The 18,214-nt window shown below is 73.6% G+C and carries 18 protein-coding genes; 8 read left to right on the forward strand and 10 right to left on the reverse strand.

Annotated features, from left to right (window positions below; all coding sequences use genetic code 11):
- Positions 1-34: 34 nt before the first annotated feature.
- Genes H299_RS0129035 through H299_RS0129055 form a run of 5 tightly spaced genes read right to left on the reverse strand, consistent with a single transcriptional unit; the run spans position 35 to position 8,046 of the window.
- A complete protein-coding gene (locus tag H299_RS0129035) occupies positions 35-1,258 on the reverse strand; it encodes an MFS transporter (protein ID WP_027751290.1) in 1,224 nt (407 codons plus the stop codon).
- A complete protein-coding gene (gene narI, locus H299_RS0129040) occupies positions 1,255-1,983 on the reverse strand; it encodes a respiratory nitrate reductase subunit gamma (RefSeq protein WP_027751291.1) in 729 nt (242 codons plus the stop codon). The genes H299_RS0129035 and narI overlap by 4 nt, the downstream gene beginning before the upstream one ends.
- Complete coding sequence (narJ, locus tag H299_RS0129045) at positions 1,980-2,639, reverse strand: nitrate reductase molybdenum cofactor assembly chaperone (RefSeq protein WP_027751292.1); 660 nt, start codon at positions 2,637-2,639, stop codon at positions 1,980-1,982. Before narJ ends, narI begins: the two co-directional genes overlap by 4 nt.
- A complete protein-coding gene (gene narH / locus H299_RS0129050) occupies positions 2,636-4,333 on the reverse strand; it encodes a nitrate reductase subunit beta (protein ID WP_027751293.1) in 1,698 nt (565 codons plus the stop codon). The genes narJ and narH overlap by 4 nt, the downstream gene beginning before the upstream one ends.
- Entirely contained in the window at positions 4,333-8,046 is a 3,714-nt protein-coding gene (locus H299_RS0129055) for a nitrate reductase subunit alpha (RefSeq protein ID WP_037761312.1), read from the reverse strand. The genes narH and H299_RS0129055 overlap by 1 nt, the downstream gene beginning before the upstream one ends.
- A gap of 261 nt (positions 8,047-8,307) precedes the next feature.
- Between H299_RS0129055 and H299_RS0129060 the strand changes: the two genes are divergently transcribed.
- Positions 8,308-8,937, forward strand: a complete 630-nt coding sequence (locus tag H299_RS0129060) for a hypothetical protein (RefSeq protein WP_027751295.1) — start codon at positions 8,308-8,310, stop codon at positions 8,935-8,937.
- A gap of 65 nt (positions 8,938-9,002) precedes the next feature.
- On the forward strand, positions 9,003-9,623 hold the full coding sequence (locus tag H299_RS0129065) for an L-threonylcarbamoyladenylate synthase (protein WP_027751296.1): 621 nt from the start codon (positions 9,003-9,005) through the stop codon (positions 9,621-9,623).
- A gap of 39 nt (positions 9,624-9,662) precedes the next feature.
- On the opposite strand, the gene H299_RS0129070 is transcribed toward H299_RS0129065, so the two are convergent.
- Positions 9,663-10,058: a GntR family transcriptional regulator gene (locus tag H299_RS0129070; protein ID WP_027751297.1), complete on the reverse strand. Its 396-nt coding sequence runs from the start codon at positions 10,056-10,058 to the stop codon at positions 9,663-9,665.
- 301 nt (positions 10,059-10,359) lie between these two features.
- Positions 10,360-10,872: a MarR family transcriptional regulator gene (locus H299_RS0129075; RefSeq protein WP_027751298.1), complete on the reverse strand. Its 513-nt coding sequence runs from the start codon at positions 10,870-10,872 to the stop codon at positions 10,360-10,362.
- 93 nt (positions 10,873-10,965) lie between these two features.
- On the opposite strand from H299_RS0129075, the gene H299_RS0129080 reads away from it, so the two are divergent.
- Entirely contained in the window at positions 10,966-11,766 is an 801-nt protein-coding gene (locus H299_RS0129080) for a dioxygenase (RefSeq protein ID WP_027751299.1), read from the forward strand.
- A 64-nt stretch (positions 11,767-11,830) separates the two neighbouring features.
- On the opposite strand, the gene H299_RS0129085 is transcribed toward H299_RS0129080, so the two are convergent.
- Positions 11,831-13,138 (reverse strand): flavin-dependent oxidoreductase, encoded by a 1,308-nt coding sequence (locus tag H299_RS0129085; RefSeq protein ID WP_486587474.1) that lies wholly within the window; start codon positions 13,136-13,138, stop codon positions 11,831-11,833.
- A gap of 138 nt (positions 13,139-13,276) precedes the next feature.
- Positions 13,277-13,663, reverse strand: coding sequence for a DUF302 domain-containing protein (locus tag H299_RS0129090; RefSeq protein ID WP_027751301.1), 387 nt, complete (start codon positions 13,661-13,663; stop codon positions 13,277-13,279).
- A 174-nt stretch (positions 13,664-13,837) separates the two neighbouring features.
- On the opposite strand from H299_RS0129090, the gene H299_RS0129095 reads away from it, so the two are divergent.
- Genes H299_RS0129095 through H299_RS0129105 form a run of 3 tightly spaced genes read left to right on the forward strand, consistent with a single transcriptional unit; the run spans position 13,838 to position 16,220 of the window.
- Positions 13,838-15,214 (forward strand): MBL fold metallo-hydrolase, encoded by a 1,377-nt coding sequence (locus tag H299_RS0129095; protein WP_027751302.1) that lies wholly within the window; start codon positions 13,838-13,840, stop codon positions 15,212-15,214.
- Positions 15,215-15,261: 47 nt separating this feature from the next.
- Complete coding sequence (locus H299_RS40040) at positions 15,262-15,480, forward strand: rhodanese-like domain-containing protein (RefSeq protein WP_199782519.1); 219 nt, start codon at positions 15,262-15,264, stop codon at positions 15,478-15,480.
- The gene (locus H299_RS0129105; protein ID WP_027751303.1) at positions 15,477-16,220 is read left to right on the forward strand and encodes a sulfite exporter TauE/SafE family protein; all 744 of its coding nucleotides are present in this window, start codon (positions 15,477-15,479) and stop codon (positions 16,218-16,220) included. The genes H299_RS40040 and H299_RS0129105 overlap by 4 nt, the downstream gene beginning before the upstream one ends.
- A 30-nt stretch (positions 16,221-16,250) precedes the next feature.
- Here the strand turns inward: H299_RS0129105 and H299_RS0129110 are convergent, their stop codons facing one another.
- Positions 16,251-16,532 carry a metal-sensitive transcriptional regulator gene (locus H299_RS0129110; RefSeq protein ID WP_027751304.1) on the reverse strand — a complete coding sequence of 94 codons (282 nt, stop codon included), beginning with the start codon at positions 16,530-16,532 and terminating at the stop codon, positions 16,251-16,253.
- Positions 16,533-16,609: 77 nt separating this feature from the next.
- Here H299_RS0129110 and H299_RS0129115 point away from each other — a divergent pair, with 77 nt between their 5' ends.
- Both H299_RS0129115 and H299_RS36860 read left to right on the forward strand, forming a co-directional pair.
- Positions 16,610-17,173, forward strand: coding sequence for a rhodanese-like domain-containing protein (locus H299_RS0129115; RefSeq protein ID WP_027751305.1), 564 nt, complete (start codon positions 16,610-16,612; stop codon positions 17,171-17,173).
- A gap of 180 nt (positions 17,174-17,353) precedes the next feature.
- Complete coding sequence (locus tag H299_RS36860; protein WP_037761145.1) at positions 17,354-18,211, forward strand: alpha/beta fold hydrolase; 858 nt, start codon at positions 17,354-17,356, stop codon at positions 18,209-18,211.
- The last annotated feature ends 3 nt before the right edge of the window (positions 18,212-18,214 follow it).

The raw sequence follows: 18,214 nt of genomic DNA on the forward strand, positions 1-18,214 counted from the left end.
GTCGGGGGCGCGCGCGGTGCCCCGGCGGCAGCCCTCAGCTCCGTGCGCCGGGGGGCTCCGCCGACCGCATCCGCCCGTACGCGTACACGCACCCGGCCAGCGCGAGGTCGGAGAGCAGCATGAAGCCGATCGAGTAGGAGTCCTTGGCGCTGTAGATGGCGCCCATCACCAGCGGCGGGACGAAGCCGCCGAGCCCGCCGACGGCGCCGACGATGCCCGTCACGCTGCCCACCCTGGCGGGCGGCGTGACGCGGGCGACCAGGGCGAAGACGCTGCCGCTGGCGGTGCCCAGCCCCGCGGCCATCGTCAGCAGGCAGACCGTGCCCACCGGGTCGAGCGTGGGGTCGAACGCCTGGGCGACGGCGCCCGCCCCGACGACGCCCAGCGCCCAGGAGGTGACGGCCGCCGGGTGGCTGCGGTCCGAGAGCCAGCCGCCCAGCGGCCGGAAGAGGACGGTCACCAGGGCGAAACCCGCTGCCTTGGTGCCCGCGTCGGTGGCGTCCAGGTCGTACCAGGTCTTCAGGTAGGTGGGCAGGTAAACGCCGAAGGCGACGATGCCGCCGAAGCCGACGGCGTAGAGCGCGGAGAGTTCCCAGGTGACCCGCAGCCGTCCGGCGGCACCCAGGCGCTCGGTGAGCGAGGTGGCGGGCACGGTGCGGCCGGGCGGGTCGGACAGCAGCAGGTAGCCCAGGACGGCGTACACCGCGAGGGCGACGGCCACGATGAGGAAGGGCAGGTCCTCGCCGTGCCCGTGGATGCGCGGCGTGAAGTAGCCGGAGAGCGCCACGCCGCCCATGCCCATCCCGAAGACGCCCACCGCGAAGCCGCGCCGCCGTGGCGGGAACCAGGAGTTGACCAGGGGCACCCCGATGGCGAAGGTCGTGCCGCCCAGCCCCAGGAAGAAGCCGACGAGCAGCAGGCCCGCGTACGACTCCTTCGCCGGGACGAGCAGCAGCACGGGGACGATGGTCGCCGCGGTGACCAGGGGGAACATCACCTTCGCGCCGTAGCGGTCGGTGAGCGCCCCGGCCGGGACGCGGCCCAGGGAGCCGACGATGACCGGCACGGCCACCATCAGCGACTGCTGGAAGGAGCTGAGGCCCAGCGTGTCGCGGAAGTCTCCGGCCAGCGGCGCGATGAGGTTCCAGGCCCAGAAGGTGAGGGCGAAGCCGACGGTCGCGACGGCGAGGTTGCGGTAGGCGGCGGCGGACGGTCGCTCCTGCGCCGCGCGCGGGCGCTCCTCGGCCGCGGCCGTCATCGCACCCGCTCCCAGCCCCGCCGCTCCGCCCGCGGGCCCAGCTGCCGCGCGTCCCGGCTGCGGTAGACGATGTAGGGCCGGAAGAGGTAGTGCACCGGGGCGCTGAAGATGTGGATGAGCCGGGTGAAGGGGATGAGCGCGAGCAGCGCGAGGCCGACGACGACGTGGATCTGGTACGTCAGCGGCACCCCGTCCATGCGGGCGTGGTCCGGCTGGAGGACGAAGAGGCTGCGCAGCCACGGGCCGATCGTCTCGCGGTAGTCGTAGCCGGTGCCGGTGGCGTGCGCGAGCTTGGCCCACATGCCCATCACGATCGCGCCCAGCAGCACCAGGTACATCAGCTTGTCGTTGCGGGTGGTGGCGAGGAAGACGGGCCCGTTGGTGCGCCGCCGGTAGACCAGCAGCGCGATCCCGGCGACGGTGAGCAGCCCGGCCGCGGTGCCGGTGTAGAGGGAGAGGTAGTGGTAGGCGTGCTCGCTCACGCCGAGGCCGCTGGTCCAGGAGTCCGGGATCAGCAGCCCGACCAGGTGCCCAGCCAGGACGAACAGGATGCCGTAGTGGAAGAGGGGCGAGCCGAGCCGCAGCAGCCGCGACTCGTAGAGCTGGGAGGAGCGGGTGGTCCAGCCGAACTTGTCGTAGCGGTAGCGCCAGACCGTGCCCGCCACCAGCAGCGCGAGGACCACGTACGGCAGGGCGCTCCACAGCAGCCCGTCGGCGACGCTCATCGCTCCTCCCCGCTCCCGGTCAGCACGGGCAGCAGCCGCGCCCCGGGCCCGTACGGTTCCAGGCCGACGTCCTCGCGCGGCGGCCCCTCGCGGGCCATGGCCTGGGCGGCGGCGCGGTCCTTGGGCGAGGCGCCGGGCAGCGTCGCGCACACCGCCGCCAGGACCTGCGCGTAGGGGGTGCCGCAGTCGGCGAGGGCGAGCCGCAGCAACTCCAGGGCGGGCCGGTGCTCGCGCAGGAGGCGGTCGGTGCCGGTGCGGGCGGAGAACTCCAGGACGGCCGGGAGGAAGTCGGGCAGTTCCGCGCCGTCGCTGTACTCCAGTCCGTGCTGCCGGTAGTACTCCTTGAAGCGCACCAGGGCCATGCCGCGGCGACGGGTGTCGCCGTCGGTCCACCAGCTCAGGTGGAGGCAGCGCCGGTTGCGGAAGTCGAAGACCTCGACGTAGTGGGCGGTGAGCCGCTCGGGGCCCATCCCGGCGGCGTCGGCGAGGAAGGCGCGCAGCAGCCGGGCACCGCGGCGCCCGCGGTCGCGGCCGGGGCGCGGGCGCGCGCGCCTGTCGAGGGCGCGCAGCAGGTGGGGCACGTCCGCGTGGAAGCCGGCGTCCGGGTAGGTCAGGCAGCGGGCGGCGGCCTGGTGGAGTACGGCGTGGTCGCTCATCGTTCCTCCGGTGGATCGGACGCGGTGGCCGGGAAGAGCCCGTCGGGCCGCCCGTTGCCGTCCCAGTTGAGGAGGTTGACCCGCTCCTTGCCGGGCGCGCTGGGCTCATCGGCGGTCTGCCGGTCCCGCAGGACGTGGAAGTTCTCCACCGCGACGGCCGTGGGGGTCCCGGAGGCCTCCCCCACCGGCCCGGAGCCGGTGCGCGGGCCGCCGCCCATGCCGGGACCGCCCTCGAAGTCGAGGCTGCACCCGTCCGGCAGCGCGCTCTCCTCCAGCCGCCGCGCGTCGCCGAGGGCCGCGGTGGGGATGACGTACCGCTCCTCGTACTTGGCGATGGCCAGCAGCCGGTACATCTCCTCGATCTCCTCGCCGCTCATTCCCACCGCACGGGCCGCCGCCTCGTCCGGGGGGCCGCCCAGGTTGACGTTGCGCAGGTGGGCGCGCATCGCGGCGAGCTTCTCCAGACAGGCGCGTACGGGGGCGGTGTCCCCCGCGGTGAAGAGTTCGGCCAGGTACTCCAACGGGATGCGCAGCGCGTCGATCGCGCCGAACAGGTTGCCCGCGTCCTCCCCGTCGAACCCGGTCCCGGTGAGGGCGTCCACGACCGGCGAGAGCGGGGGGATGTACCAGACCATCGGCATGGTGCGGTACTCGGGGTGCAGCGGGAGCGCCACCTTGTAGCGGCTGATGAGCGCGTGCACGGGTGAGCGGCGGGCCGCCTCGATCCAGTCGTGGGAGATCCCGGCCCGCTCGGCCTCCTGGCGCACCGCCGGGTCGGCGGGGTCGAGGAAGACGCCGAGCTGCGCCTCGTAGAGCCCGGTGTCCTGCGGGGTGGCGGCGGCCTCCAGCACCTTGTCCGCGTCGTAGAGGATGACGCCGAGGTAGCGCAGCCGTCCCACGCAGGTCTCCGAGCAGACCGTGGGCAGCCCGACCTCCAGCCGGGGGTAGCACAGGGTGCATTTCTCGGCCTTGCCGGTCTTGTGGTTGAAGTAGACCTTCTTGTACGGGCAGCCGGAGACGCACATCCGCCAGCCGCGGCACTGGTCCTGGTCGACCAGGACGATGCCGTCCTCGCTGCGCTTGTACATCGCCCCCGAGGGGCAGCTGGCGACGCAGGAGGGGTTGAGGCAGTGCTCGCAGATGCGCGGCAGGTAGAACATGAAGGTCTCCTCGAAGGCGAAGCGCACCTTCTCGGAGGCGGCCTCGCGGGCCCGGGTGACCATCGGGTCGAGGTGGCCCTGCTCGCTGACGCCGCCGAGGTTGTCGTCCCAGTTGGCGCTCCACTCGATCTTCATCGGCTTGCCGGTGAGGAGGGAGCGCGGCTGGGCCACGGGGATGTCGTCGCCCAGCGGGGCGTTGGTGAGGTGGCTGTAGTCGTAGGTCCACGGCTCGTAGTAGTCGCGGATGTCGGGGAGCTGGGGGTTGGAGAAGATCGTGGCGAGCTTCTTGAACCGGCCGCCGCCGCGCAGCCGGAGCCGGCCGCGCCGGTTCAGCGCCCAGCCGCCCTTCCACTTCTCCTGGTCCTCGTAGCGGCGCGGATAGCCCTGTCCGGGGCGGGTCTCGACGTTGTTGAACCACACGTACTCCACACCGGTGCGGTTGGTCCACGCCTGCTTGCAGGTGACCGAGCAGGTGTGGCAGCCGATGCACTTGTCGAGGTTCATCACCATCGCGATCTGCGCCATGACCTTCATCAGTAGGTCACCTCCTGGGAGCGGCGGCGGATGACGGTGATCTCGTCGCGCTGGTTGCCCGTGGGGCCCAGGTAGTTGAAGGCCCAGGAGAGCTGGGCGTAGCCGCCGATGAGGTGGCTGGGTTTGAGGATGAGCCGGGTGAGCGAGTTGTGGATGCCGCCGCGTCGCCCGGTGGTCTCCGCCTTGGGGACGCCGACGGTGCGGTCCTGGGCGTGGTGCATGTAGACGGTGCCACGCGGCATCCGGTGGGAGACCACCGCGCGGGCGGTCACCACGCCGTTGCGGTTGACGGCCTCGATCCAGTCGTTGTCGCGGACGCCGATGGCTTCGGCGTCCTGCGGCGACATCCAGATGTTCTGGCCGCCGCGGGAGAGCGAGAGCATGAAGAGGTTGTCCTGGTACTCGGAGTGGATGGACCACTTGCTGTGCGGGGTGAGGTAGCGCACGGTCACCTCCTGCTGCCCGCCGGGGCCCGGCGCCGGTTCGCCGCCGAGCCCCTGGCCGGCTCGCGCACGCTCGACGGTCAGTGCGTTCATGTCCAGCGGCGGCCGGTAGACGGGCAGGGCCTCGCCCAGTTCGTGCATCCAGTCGTGGTCCAGGAAGAAGTGCTGCCGTCCGGTGAGGGTGTGCCAGGGCTTGAGGTGCTCGGTGTTGAGGGTGAAGGCGGCGTAGCGCCGCCCGCCCGCCTCGCTGCCGGACCACTCCGGCGAGGTGATCACCGGGACCGGCGCGGCCTGAGTGTCCGCGTAGGTGACCTGCTTGCCCTCGTGCTCGGCGGCCAGGTGCGCCATGGCGGTGCCGGTGCGTGCCTCCAGGGTGCGGAAGCCCTGGGTGGCCAGGCGCCCGTTGGTGGTGCCGGAGAGCGCGAGGACGGTGTTGGCCGCCTTGACCGCGGTGTCGATCAGCGGGCGGCCGTGTGCCGGGCCGCCGCCGCGCCGGGTGCCGTTGCGGGCGGCCAGTTCGGTGATCTCCTGGTCCGGGTGGAGCACGATCCCCTTGGCGGGCAGGCCCAGTTGTGCGGCCAGCGGGCCGAGGGTGGCCATCTTCTCGGCGATCGCGGTGTAGTCGCGCTCCACGACGGTCAGCGCGGGCATCGTCCGCCCCGGTACGGCCTCGCACTCGCCGCGCCGCCAGTCAAGCGCGACGCCGCCGGGCTGCGCGGTCTCCCCCGGCGTGTCGTGCTGGAGCGCGGTGGCCACCAGGTCGCGCCGTACACCGAGGTGGTCGCGGGCCAGTTCGCTGAAGCGGCGGGCCAGGGCGTGGAAGGCGTCGAAGTCGGTACGGGCCTGCCAGGGCGGGTCGACGGCGGGGGTGAAGGCGTGCACGTAGGGGTGCATGTCGGTGCTGGAGAGGTCGTGCTTCTCGTACCAGGTGGCGGCGGGCAGCACGACGTCCGACATCAGCGTCGAGGAGGTCATCCGGAAGTCCAGCGACAGCAGCAGGTCGAGCTTGCCCTCGGGCGCCTTCTCGTGCCACCGCACGTCCCTGGGGCGTACCTCCTGGGGGGCCTCGGCCGCGGTGACCGAGGAGTCGGTGCCCAGCAGGTGGCGCTGGAAGTACTCGGCGCCCTTGGCGGAGGAGCCCAGCAGGTTGGCCCGCCACAGGGTCAGTACGCGCGGCCAGTTGGCGGGCGCGTCCGGGTCCTCGCAGGCGAACCCGAGCCGTCCGGCGCGCAGCTCGGCCACCGTGTACGCGGCCGGGTCGGTGCCGGACCGCTCCGCCTCGTCCGCCAGGTCGAGCGGGTTGCGATCGAAGGTCGGGTAGGAGGGCATCCAGCCGTTGCGGGTGGCGAAGGCCAGGCAGTCAGCGCCGGTCATGCCGGTGAAGCGGCCCTCGCCCAGCGGCGAGGCGAGGACGTCGGCGGTGAAGCCGTCGTAGCGCCACTGGTCGGTGTTGAGGAACCAGTAAGCGGTGCCGATCATCTGCCGCGGCGGCCTGGACCAGTCGTTGGCGGAGGCGAGGGTGGCCCAGCCGGTGACCGGGCGGCACTTCTCCTGGCCGACGTAGTGGGCCCAGCCGCCGCCGTTGCGGCCCTGGCAGCCGGTCAGCTGGAGGAGGGCGAGGAAGGCGCGGTAGATGGTCTCGGAGTGGAACCAGTGGTTGGTCCCGGCGCCCATCAGGATCATGCAGCGGCCCCGCGACCGCTCGGCGGTCTCCGCGAACTCGCGGGCGATGCGCACGACCCGGTCGGCGGGCACCGAGGTGTGGGTCTCCTGCCAGCCGGGTGTGCCGGGCGCGTCCGCGTCCAGGTAGCCGGTGGGCCAGGAGCCGGGCATGCCGTCCCGGGCCACGCCGTACTGGGCGAGCAGCAGGTCGTAGACGGTGGTCACCAGGGGACCGGACTGGCCGCCGAGCCGGGTGGCGGGCACCCCCCGGCGCAGGGTCTCGCCCCGGCCCTGGCCGTGCGTGCCGCCGTCGGTGTCGAAGCGCGGCAGCAGTACCTCCACGCCGTCCGCCGCGGGGTCCGCGTACAGGCTCAGCTTGGGGCGGATCTGCCCCAGGTCCAGGTTCCAGCTGCCCGCCCCGGAGTCGGTCCAGCGGAAGCCCAGCGAGCCGTTGGGGACGGCGGGCAGTCCGGTACGCGCGTCCAGCACGGCCGTCTTCCAACGCGCTCCCTCACCGCGGTCGCCCAGGTCGGCGGCGGTGACGAACTTGCCCGGCACCCAGGCGCCGTCCCGTTCGGTGAGGGTGACCAGGAAGGGCAGGTCGGTGAAGCGTTTGACGTAGTCGGTGAAGAAGGGGACCTGCCGGTCGACGAAGCACTCCCGGAGCACCACGTGGCCCATGGCGAGGGCCAGCGCGCCGTCGGTGCCCGGGTGCGGGTGGAGCCACTCGTCGGCGAACTTCGCGTTGTCGGCGTAGTCCGGGGCGACCACGACGACCTTCTGGCCGCGGTAGCGCGCCTCGGCCATCCAGTGTGCGTCGGGCGTACGGGTGACGGGCACGTTGGACCCCCACATGATGAGGTAGGCCGCGTCCCACCAGTCGCCCGACTCGGGTACGTCCGTCTGGTCGCCGAAGACCTGCGGGGAGGCGACGGGCAGGTCGGCGTACCAGTCGTAGAAGGAGAGCATCGGCGCGCCGATCAGCGACATGAAGCGGGCACCGGCGGCGTGCGAGACCATCGACATCGCCGGGATCGGCGAGAAGCCCGCGATCCGGTCCGGACCGTGCCGTTTGACGGTGTGCACATGGGCGGCGGCGACGATCTCCACCGCCTCCTCCCAGGTGGCCCGCACCAGTCCGCCCTTGCCGCGGGCGCGCTGGTAGCGGCGGCGGCGTACGGGGTCGTCCTGGATGTCCGCCCAGGCGGCCACCGGGTCGCCCAGGCGCCGCTTCGCCTCCCGGTAGGTCTCCAGCAGCACGCCGCGCACGTAGGGGTAGCGCACCCGGGTGGGCGAGTAGGTGTACCAGGAGAACGCGGCGCCGCGTGGGCAGCCGCGCGGCTCGTACTCGGGGCGGTCCGCGCCCACCGAGGGGTAGTCGGTCTCCTGCGTCTCCCAGGTGATGATCCCGTCCTTGACGTACACCTTCCAGCGGCAGGAGCCGGTGCAGTTGACCCCGTGGGTGGAGGGCACGACCTTGTCGTGGCTCCAGCGGTCGCGGTAGAAGACGTCGCCCTGGCGCCCGCCCTCCCGGTAGAGGGCGCGCAGGTCGGCCGAGGTGGCGGCGGTGGTGCCACGGCGGAAGAACCGGCCGGTGCGCAGCAGCAGTTCGGCGGCCGGGCCGTCGAGCCCGGCCTCGGGCGCCTGGCGGTTCTCCTCGGACGTATCGGTCACGGGCGGGCCCTCCCTGGACAGCCGGCGGATTCCGGGCCGTGTCCGGTCAGCTCACCAACGGGCGGGCCGGGCCGCATCCCGACTGGGCCGTACGGACGCGGCAGAAACCGGGGTCACCCGTCGAGGCGTACAACCCTGCTGCCGAACGAGGTGTCTTCGTGAGGAGAGTTTCTTCTTGGGGGAAGGGTTCTGCTCATGCGTTCTCATCGATTCCGCACCCTCGCGGCGGGTGCCGCCGCTGCCGCCGCCGTCCTCGCGGCGAGCCTGACCACGGCAGGACAGTCCCACGCGGTGGAGCGGCCCGCCGCTCCGGCGCCCGGCTTCCTGTCGGCCGACGACCTGCCGCCGCACCCGTCGTCCGAATGGCGGGCGGGCGAGGTCACCCAGGGGCCGCCCGACCCGCGGCCCTTCTGCCTGGACGGCGACGACCTGCCGGCCGCCGCGAGCTACCACCGCACCTTCACCACCGACCTGGACACCGGGGCCGTCCAGGTCAGCGTCACCGCCAGGAGCAGCGCGAAGGCCGCCGAGCTGGCCGAGGAGCTGAACGAGTCGGTGGCGGAGTGCGCCGGGGACTGGCTCGGGGACCACCCGGGCGGCACCGCCTCCTGGGAGGACTACGGCACGCTGGAGGTGGGCGACGGGGCGCACCTGTACGGCGTGTACAGCGCGCTCCCCAACTCCTCGCACAACGTGCACCTCTTCGGTGTCGGGCGGGACGGCAGGACCGTGACCGCCGTGCAGTGGGGCCAGATCGGCACCCTGGCGGACGCCCCCGTGCAGGACTTCCGCGCGACCACGCTCAAGGCGGTGGAACTGCTGTAGGCACCCGTGGGCCCGCGGCGGGGCCGCCGCGGGCCCGGGCAGGCGTCAGGCCGTAAGCTCGGTGGATGGCGAAGTACTTCGACGTGCACCCGGACAACCCGCAGCGCCGCACCATGAGCGGGGTGGCCGACAGCATCCGCGCGGGGGCGCTGGTCGCCTATCCGACGGACTCCTGTTTCGCGCTCGGCTGCCAGCTGGGCAACCAGGAGGGCATCGACCGCATCCGCTCCATCCGGCAGCTCAACGACAAGCACCACTTCACCCTGGTCTGCCAGGACTTCGCCCAGCTGGGCCAGTTCGTGCAGCTGGACAACAGGGTCTTCCGCACGGTCAAGGCGGCCACGCCCGGCAGCTACACCTTCATCCTCCCGGCGACCAAGGAGGTGCCGCGCAGGCTGCTCCAGCCGAAGAAGAAGACGGTCGGCGTCCGCATCCCCGACCACGTCGTCACCCAGGCGCTGCTCGCCGAGCTGGGCGAGCCGCTGGTCTCCAGCACGCTGCTGCTTCCCGACGAGCCCGAGCCGATGACCCAGGGCTGGGAGATCAAGGAGCGGCTGGACCACGTGGTGGACGCCGTGATCGACTCCGGCGACTGCGGCACGGAGCCGACCACGGTGGTGGACTTCTCCAGCGGCGAGGCGGAGGTCGTACGCCGGGGGGCGGGCGACCCGTCGCGCTTCGAGTAGCGCGCCCCGGCGCCGCCGGCACTACACCGGCGCCGCCGGTCAGCCGCCCCCGCGCGCGGCGCCGCCCCCGTACGCCGCCCGCAGGGCCTCGTCCGCGGCCTCGCGGGCGGCGGTCCGGTCCGCGCCCAGCCGCAGCGCGTGCCGCGCGTAGGTCTGCGCGGCCTCGGCCAGCGCCCGCTCCGCGGCGTCCCCGGCGGCGGCGATGAAGGTGCCGTTGCGCCCCCGGGTCTCGATCACTCCGTCGGCCTCCAGCGTCCGGTACGCCTTGGCGACGGTGTTCGCCGCCAGCCCCAGCTCCTGGGCCAGCCCGCGCACGGTCGGCAGCCGGTGCCCGGCGGGCAGCCGTCCGCTGCGGGCCAGGCCGGCGACCTGGGCGCGCAGCTGTTCGTAGGGCGGTTCGGCCGAGGTGGGATCGATGGTGATCTGCGGGGGCACAGGTGCTCCGGCTCTGCTCGTGGACGGGGTGCGCGGGTGGTCCTGCGGGTGGTGCGCTGCCGATTCTCCCCCCATCCGGCACGGGTTCCCGCCCGCGGCCGGTATTCCGGCGGTCCAGGCTCCGCTTCGCCACCTGGCGTTTATCACCGCTGCGGACGGGGTGACCGAACCACGAGAACGACAAGGTCCGCGTCCTGCTGAAGGTCTGCGAGCTGTGCACCGGGAAGCGCGTCGGTCCGCACAGCGTGCAGACCGGCGGCGGAAGCTGCCCGGACGTCCTGCACTACGAGTCCCGCACCGACTACGGCCTCGGGCCTGGCGACCCGTTCGTCCCCGCCTCCAAGTCCGGCGGGCGCGCGTCCGCGCCGAGGCGCCGGCCGACCCGGCCCAGGGCGTCGGCCAGGACGGCCAGCTCGTCCGGCGTGAGGTGGTCGATGAGCGACTCGCGTACGGCCGCCACGTGGCCGGGCGCGGCCTCGCGGAGGAGGCGGCGCCCCTCGGCGGTGAGCGCGGCCAGCACGCCCCGCACGTCGGTCGGGCAGCTGCGGCGCCGTACCAGGCCGCGCTTCTCCAACTGGCCGACCTGGTAGGTGAGCCCGCTCTTGGAGGTGACGAGCAGGTCGGCCAGCTCGGTCATCCGCAGTTCGCCGTCCTGGGTGGCGGCCAGCCGCACGAGGATCTCGTACTGCGGGTGGGAGAGCCCCGCGCCCTCCCGGAGCTGCTGTTCCAGATGGCGCGCGACGCGGTTGCTCGCCTGGAGGAACGCCTGCCAGGCCGCCATCTCGTGCGCGTCCAGCCACCGGGTCTCGTTCATGGGGCCACTCTACGCGGTTGTTCAAATTAAAACTAAGTCGTAGGCTTGCCCGCGAAGCTATTCGAATGTGAACTAACACACCGGGAGCCCGCCATGCAGCCCGCCACCTCCGGCCACGCCGGGCGGATGCCCGTGCTCTACCTCAGCCACGGCGCGCCCCCGCTCGCCGACGACACCCTGTGGACGGGCCAGCTGGCCGCCTGGGCGGCCGGACTGCCGCGCCCCGAAGCGGTCCTGATGATCTCCGCGCACTGGGAGTCCGCCCCGGTCACCCTCTCCGCCACCCGCACGGTGCCGCTGGTCTACGACTTCGGGGGCTTCCCCGAGCGCTACTACCAGGTGCGCTACCCGGCACCCGGCGCCCCTGAGCTGGCCGAAGCGGTACGCGGCCTGCTTGACTCCCCCGCCGCCCCCGTACGTGACGACCCCACCCGCGGCCTGGACCACGGGGCGTACGTACCGCTGGCCGAGATGTATCCCTGCGCTGAGGTGCCCGTCCTCCAGCTGTCGATGCCCAGCCTCGACCCGGCGGAGCTGATGCGGCTCGGCCGCCGGCTCGCGCCGCTGCGGGACGCGGGCGTGCTGGCGATCGGCAGCGGCTTCTTCACCCACAACCTCAGCGGGCTGAGCTGGGGCACCGGGCCGGACGAGGCCCCCGGCTGGTCGCGGGAGTTCGACCAATGGGGCAGGGAGGCCCTGGACAGCGGGGACCTCGACGCCCTGCTGGACTTCCGCCACCGCGCCCCGGCGGGCCGCGTCGCCCATCCGCGCACCGAGCACTTCGCCCCGCTGTTCGTGGCACTCGGCGCGGGCGAGGCCGATCTGGACACCCAGCGCACGGTCATCGACGGATTCTGGAACGGCCTGGCCAAGCGCTCCGTGCAGTTCGGCTAGGGCGCGTCGGACAGGGGCTTCCGGGCAGCGCGACGGGCGCGCGGGCGGCACCGGCAGCAGTCGGTCAGGAGGTGTGCGGGCGGCCCGGCACGGACCAGGAGGGGCGGGAGTTGAGCGCCGTCACGTCCATGTCCGTGGTGCGGCGCATGCCCTCGCGCATTCCGGCCAGTTCGGCCGCGGAGAGCACGTCGCCGATATGGCGGAAGCCGCCGGGGGCGCGCTCGGCGACGGTGTCCAGGACGCGGTCCGCGGGCATGTCCCGGCAGGCTGCCGCGATCTCGTTGGCCGGACCGAGCCGTGCGTGCTCGTACGCCCGCAGCGCGGCGACCGGGTCCGGCCTCTCGCGCCGCAGTTCGGCGGCCAGTTCGCGGGCCAGCACGCGCGCGTCGAGCACCGCCTGCGAGCCGCCGTTGGAGCCGACCGGGAGCATCGGGTGGGCGGCGTCACCCAGCAGCGTCACCCGGCCGCTGCCCCAGGAGGCGAGCGGGTCGCGGTCGACCATCGGGTAGTCCAGGATGCGGGGCGCGCCGCGCAGCAGCCCGCCGACGTCGACGCCGTCGATGTGCCAGTCCGCGAAGTACGGCAGGACGTCGGCGAGCCGCCCCGCGCGCGACCAGTCGGCGCCCGGCGGGGGCGCCGCAGCGGGCATCCGCACCTCGGCGACCCAGTTGACCTGGCCGCCGCCCAGCGGATAGACGACGACGCGGGCGGGCCGGTAGCTGCCCGCGACGACCATGGTGGCGCCGTCCAGCGGCGGCGGGGCCTGCGTGACGCCGCGCCACATGCGGATGCCGTTCCATCGCGGCCCGCCCTCGCCGGGGTGGAGTTGGCGCCGCGCGGCGGAGTGGATGCCGTCGGCGCCGACGAGCACGTCGGCGGAGATCTCGGCGGCCGTCGACCCGCCAGGTCCCGGGCGCGGACGGGACCGGAGCAGCGCGGTCACCCCGTCCGCGCGCTCCTCGAAGCGCTCCAGCGCGAGCCCCGTCCGTATCGCGCCGGGCCCCAGGCGTTCGCGGACGGCCGCCAGCAGGAGGCGCTGCAACTCGCCCCGGTGCACCGAGAACTGCGGCCAGCGGTAGCCCGCGAACCGGCCCCTCGGGTGCGCGGCGACGCGGTTGCCGTGCCGGTCGGCCAGCAGCAGTTCACGCGGCTCGGCGGAGACGGCGGACAGCCGCTCCCCGAGGCCGAGTTCGGTCAGCTCGCGCACCGCGTGCGGCTGGAGGTTGATGCCCGCCCCGAGCGGCAGCAGCCGCTCGGAGGCGTCCACGACGGTGAGACCGCCGCCGTCCGCCACTCCGGCGGCGTGCAGGCTGAGCGCCGTGGTCAGCCCGCCGATACCAGCTCCGACCACCAGTGCCCGCAGCCTCTTCACCGAAGCCCCCCGCCCGTCCGCCCCTGGGTGCCGTGGCCCTGTCGCACGCTTTCTTCGCACACGCCTTCGGACACTACTCCGGCGCGCACCAAACGGGCACAGGGCCTCCACGGTCTTCGGTCCGGGCTCGGCCGACCGTCAGGTGAGGGCGGCCAGCGCCGCGTCCAGGCGGGCGGCGGCATCGTCGGCGACGGGTTCGAGGGCGGGCAGGCCGCTCAGGGTGACCATGGTGTTCGGGTCCAGGGCCTGCACGAGGGTGGTGTCCCCGTCGCGGCGCACGACGACGTTGCAGGGCAGGAGCAGGCCGATGCTGCGGTCGGCCTGGAGGGCCTGGCGGGCGAGGGGCGGGTTGCAGGCGCCGAGGATCAGGTAGTCCTCCATGTCGTGGCCGAGCTTGGCCTTGAGGGTGGCTCGGACGTCGATCTCGGTCAGGACGCCGAAGCCCTGGTCGGCCAGGGCCTTGCGGACGGCGGTGACGGCGGCGTCGAAGCCGGCGTCGAGGCGGACGGTGCGGTCGTAGGACACGGACACTCCCGGAGGGTTCGGAACGACTGGTTCCGCTATACCCCGCCGAGCGCCCGCATGGGGCGAGGCGACGCCGGGACGGGCGCGTTCCACCCACGGAATACCCCCCTGGGTATGCCTGTTAGAGTGAGTCCAATACCCCCCGGGGTACACCGTCCAAGAGGAGTCACCGTCGTGTTCTTCGTCGACACCCTGGAATTCGAGGGTCTGGGCAACCGCAGCCACCTGGCCGGCGGTCCCAGTGCCGCGGTGGTCGTCGACCCGCCGCGCGACATCGATCAGGTCATCGCCGCAGCCGCCCGGCGCGGGGTGCGGATCGCGTACGTCGCCGAGACCCACGTGCACAACGACTACGTCACCGGCGGCCTGGAGCTGGCCCGCGTCACCGGCGCCCAGTACCTGGTACCCGCCGGGGCGCACGTCTCCTTCGCCCGCACGCCGGTCGCCGACGGTGACACCGTGACGGTGGACGAGGGCCTCACACTGCGGGCGATCGCCACGCCCGGTCACACCCCGCACCACACCTCCTACGCCCTCGCCGAGGACGGGCGCGGTGTCGCCGCGTTCACCGGCGGGTCGCTGCTGATCGGCAGCGTGGGCCGCCCGGACCTGGTCGAACCGAGGCTGACCGAACAGCTCGCCCGTGCCCAGTACGCCTCCGCGCACCGGCTGGCCGACGAACTGGACGACGACGTGCCGGTACTGCCCACGCACGGGTTCGGCAGCTTCTGCTCCTCCGGGCAGGCCGAGGGGGACGCGAGCACGATCGGCAAGGAGCGCCGGACCAACGACGCGCTGACCCTGGACGTGGACACCTTCGTCGCGCGGACGCTCGCCGGGCTGGAGGACGTGCCCGCGTACTACGCGCACATGGGCCCGGTCAACGCCGCCGGTCCCGCGCCGCTCGACCTGACCCCGCCCCGGCGTGCGGACGGCGAGGAGATCGCTTCCCGGCTGGCCGCAGGTGAGTGGGTGGTGGACCTGCGCAGCCGTACGGCGTTCGCCGAGGGGCACGTGGCCGGGTCGTTCAACTTCGAGGGCGAGGGCAAGCTCGCCACCTACCTGGCCTGGCTGATCCCGTGGGGCAAGCCCGTGACCCTGCTCGCCGCCACAGCGGAGCAGGTCGCCGACGCGCAGCGTGAGCTGGCCCGGGTGGGCATCGACCGCCCGGCCGCGGCCGCCACCGGCGACCCGGACGGCTGGGTACGCACCGGCGAGCAGCTCGCCTCCTTCCCCCGCGCCCGCTTCGCCGGCCTCGCCCAGGTGCGCGAGCGCGGTGAGGACGTGGTCGTCCTCGACGTGCGCAGGGACTCCGAGCGCGCGGGCGGCTACGTCGACGGCTCGGTGCACATCCCGGTCCACGAGCTGCACGGCCGCATCCACGAGGTGCCGGACGGGACGGTGTGGGTGCATTGCGCCGGCGGGATGCGCGCGGCGATCGCCGCGTCCCTGCTGGATGCCGCGGGCCGTGACGTGGTCGCCGTCGACGACGGCTTCGACGCCGCCACCGAGGCGGGACTGCCCCTCACCCGGCCCGGCACCACCGGCTGACACACGTCCCCGCACCCGCCCCGCCCTCCCCACGAAGGTGATCCACGATGTTCCCGTTTCCTCGACGCGGCCCCGGCCGCCTCACCCCCGCCCAGGTCCACCAGCGGACCGGGGACGGCAAGGCCGTGCTGCTGGACGTCCGTGAGACACCGGAGCGGGAAGCCGGGCACGCACCCGGCGCGCCGCACCTGCCGCTGTCCGGCGGACGCGGCGTGGAGGCCAGCTGCGTCACCGGCGGTCGGGGCGGCGGCGGAGTCAGGGCGTGAGCACGCTGATCCTGGCGCTGGCCGCCGGGGCGGTGGTCGGCCTCGCGCTCGGCGCGCTCGGCGGCGGCGGCAGCGTCCTGGCCGTCCCGGCGCTGATCTACCTGCTCGGCTTCACCCCGGCCGCCGCCACCACCGCCAGCCTGATCATCGTCGCCGCCACCTCGCTCACCGCCCTGTACGCCCACGCGCGCACCGGCAGCGTCCGCTGGAAGGCCGGTGCCCTGTTCGCCGCGGCCGGACTCCTGCCCGCTGCCGCGGCCGGTGCCGCCGCGGCCCGTCTGCCGCAAGCGCTGCTGACCGCCGCGTTCGCCGCCGTCGCCGCCCTGGCCGCGGTGAAGATGCTGCGGCCCGGCAGCGGCGGCGGCACCACGACGGTGCGGCCGGCGAAGGCGGCCGGGACCGGAGCCGGGCTGGGGGCGCTGACCGGCCTGCTCGGCGTCGGCGGAGGCTTCCTCACCGTCCCCGCGCTGGCCCGCGTGCTCGCCTTCGAGATGCGGGCCGCCGTCGGCACCAGCCTGCTGGTCGTCTCCGCGAACTCCCTCGCCTCCCTGGCCACCCGGGGCGCCACCACCGCGGGCATCGACTGGGCGCTCATCGGCCCTTTCACCGGCGCCGCGATCCTCGGCGCCTGGGACGGCGAACGCCTGGCCGCCAAGGTCACCGGCGCCCTGCTGCAACGCGCCTTCGCCGTCGTCCTGCTGGCCGTGGCCGCCTTCATGCTCATCGACAGCCTCACCTGACCCCGGCCCCGCACGGGGCCGGACACCGGCTCAGGCCAGCGAAAGGAACAGCTTCTCCAGACGCGCACGCATCTGCTCCCGGTCGCCGGAGGCGGCCATGTCCACATCGGTCAGGCAGTGCTGCAGACCGGTCGCGATGATCGCGAAACCCGCCCTGTCCAACGCCCGGGAGGCCGCCGCGAGCTGCGTGACCACCTCCTCGCAGTCCCGCCCCTCCTCGATCATCTTGATCACACCGGCGATCTGGCCCTGCGCCCGGCGCAGCCGGTTGACCACCGTCTTCAGTTCCTCAGCCGCCATCGCGAGTTCCACAGCCCACACTCCTTCGAGATACCCCCTTGGGTATCCTATCGAAGGGGGTAACCCCAACCGAGCAAAGGAAAATCCCCGTGGCACCCACCACCCTCACCGCCGTCCAGGCGCACGCCCGTCTGGACGAGCTGACCGTGATAGACGTCCGTACCCCCGGCGAATACGCCTCCGGCCACCTGCCCGGTGCCCACAACATCCCCCTCGACCACCTCGGCACGGCCCTGCCCGCCCTGAGGGCCGCCGCCGGCCGCGGCGACCTGCTCGTCGTGTGCGCCTCCGGCGCCCGTTCCGCGACCGCCTGCCGGCGCCTGGCCGACCAGGGCATCGCCGCGGCCACCCTGAGCGGCGGCACCACCGCCTGGACCCGGCTCGGCCACGGCACCCACCGCCCCGCGGGCACCCGCACCTCCTGGGCGATGGACCGCCAGGTCCGCCTCGCCGCCGGAACGCTCGTCCTGGCCGGCCTCATCGCCGGACAGCGCTGGAGCGCGGCCCGCCGGCTGTCCGCGGCCGTCGCCGGCGGCCTGGTCTTCTCCGCGCTCACCAACACCTGCGGCATGGCCAAGATTCTCGCCAGGCTCCCCCACAACCAGCCCAGGGCCGACGACCTCGACACCACGCTCGCGGCCCTGCTCGGCTGACTCCGCCAGGCGCGTCCGGGCGGCGGCGCGGGAAGGGTGACGGCGGAGCCTGGCAGCGCGTACCGCCGACGGCGTTCCGGCGCGATGCCGGGCACACCGCCCCCGGGAGACGCTGTGGAACGCTTCCCGGAGAGGACCCGCCGATCCACGGAAGCGACCGACCCGAGAGGAACCGCACCCATGGGTGACTGGCAGCTGACCGAGACCTTCCGCAGCACCTCCGGCGACGTCCGCTGGGACCGCCTCGGGCGGCCTGGCGCTCCGCCGGTCGTCCTGCTGCACGGCACCCCCTTCTCCTCGTACGTCTGGCGCGGCGTCGCCCGCTCGCTCGCCCGCAGCCATGAGGTGTTCGTGTGGGACATGCCCGGATACGGGCAGTCGGAGCAGTCCGCCGGCCAGGACGTCTCGCTGGCCGCTCAGGGCCGGGTCCTCACCGAACTCCTGGGCCACTGGGGGCTGGCGGAACCGCTGGTGGCGGCGCACGACTTCGGGGGTGCCGTCGCCCTGCGGGCCCATCTGCTGCACGGTGCCCGCTACCGCGCGCTCGCCCTGGTCGACCCCGTCGCGCTGGCGCCGTGGGGCTCCCCCTTCTTCCGGCTCGTCGGCGAGCACCCCGAGGTCTTCGAGCAGCTGCCCCCCGCGCTGCACCGGGCGCTGGTGGGCGAGTACGTGAGTTCCGCGAGCAGCCCCGGGCTGCACCCGGCGGTCCTGGCCCGGCTCGTCGAACCCTGGCTCGGCGACCCGGGACAGGCGGCCTTCTACCGGCAGATCGCCCAGGCCGACCAGCGCCACACCGACGAGGTGCAGGACCGGTACGGCGAGATCGCCGTACCGACGCTGGTGTGCTGGGGCCAGAACGACGAGTGGATTCCCGCGGCGAAGGGGCAGGAGCTGGCCGGGCGCATCCCGGGCGCGCGGCTCGAGCTGATCGCCGGTGCGGGCCATCTCGTCCAGGAGGACGCGCCGGCCGAACTCACCGCCGTCCTCCTCGGCTTCCTCCGGCACCCGCACGGGACGGGGGACGCGGAACAGCCTTGAGCG

This window comes from Streptomyces sp. CNH287 (genome assembly GCF_000424825.1).

What these genes read in the sequence shown, in the direction of transcription:
- H299_RS0129035 (WP_027751290.1), bottom strand. Translation starts at nt 1,258, where the DNA reads ATGACGGCCGCGGCCGAGGAGCGCCCGCGCGCGGCGCAGGAGCGACCG.
- narI (WP_027751291.1), bottom strand. Translation starts at nt 1,983, where the DNA reads ATGAGCGTCGCCGACGGGCTGCTGTGGAGCGCCCTGCCGTACGTGGTC.
- narJ (WP_027751292.1), bottom strand. Translation starts at nt 2,639, where the DNA reads ATGAGCGACCACGCCGTACTCCACCAGGCCGCCGCCCGCTGCCTGACC.
- narH (WP_027751293.1), bottom strand. Translation starts at nt 4,333, where the DNA reads ATGAAGGTCATGGCGCAGATCGCGATGGTGATGAACCTCGACAAGTGC.
- H299_RS0129060 (WP_027751295.1), top strand. Translation starts at nt 8,308, where the DNA reads ATGCGTTCTCATCGATTCCGCACCCTCGCGGCGGGTGCCGCCGCTGCC.
- H299_RS0129065 (WP_027751296.1), top strand. Translation starts at nt 9,003, where the DNA reads ATGGCGAAGTACTTCGACGTGCACCCGGACAACCCGCAGCGCCGCACC.
- H299_RS0129075 (WP_027751298.1), bottom strand. Translation starts at nt 10,872, where the DNA reads ATGAACGAGACCCGGTGGCTGGACGCGCACGAGATGGCGGCCTGGCAG.
- H299_RS0129080 (WP_027751299.1), top strand. Translation starts at nt 10,966, where the DNA reads ATGCAGCCCGCCACCTCCGGCCACGCCGGGCGGATGCCCGTGCTCTAC.
- H299_RS40040 (WP_199782519.1), top strand. Translation starts at nt 15,262, where the DNA reads ATGTTCCCGTTTCCTCGACGCGGCCCCGGCCGCCTCACCCCCGCCCAG.
- H299_RS36860 (WP_037761145.1), top strand. Translation starts at nt 17,354, where the DNA reads ATGGGTGACTGGCAGCTGACCGAGACCTTCCGCAGCACCTCCGGCGAC.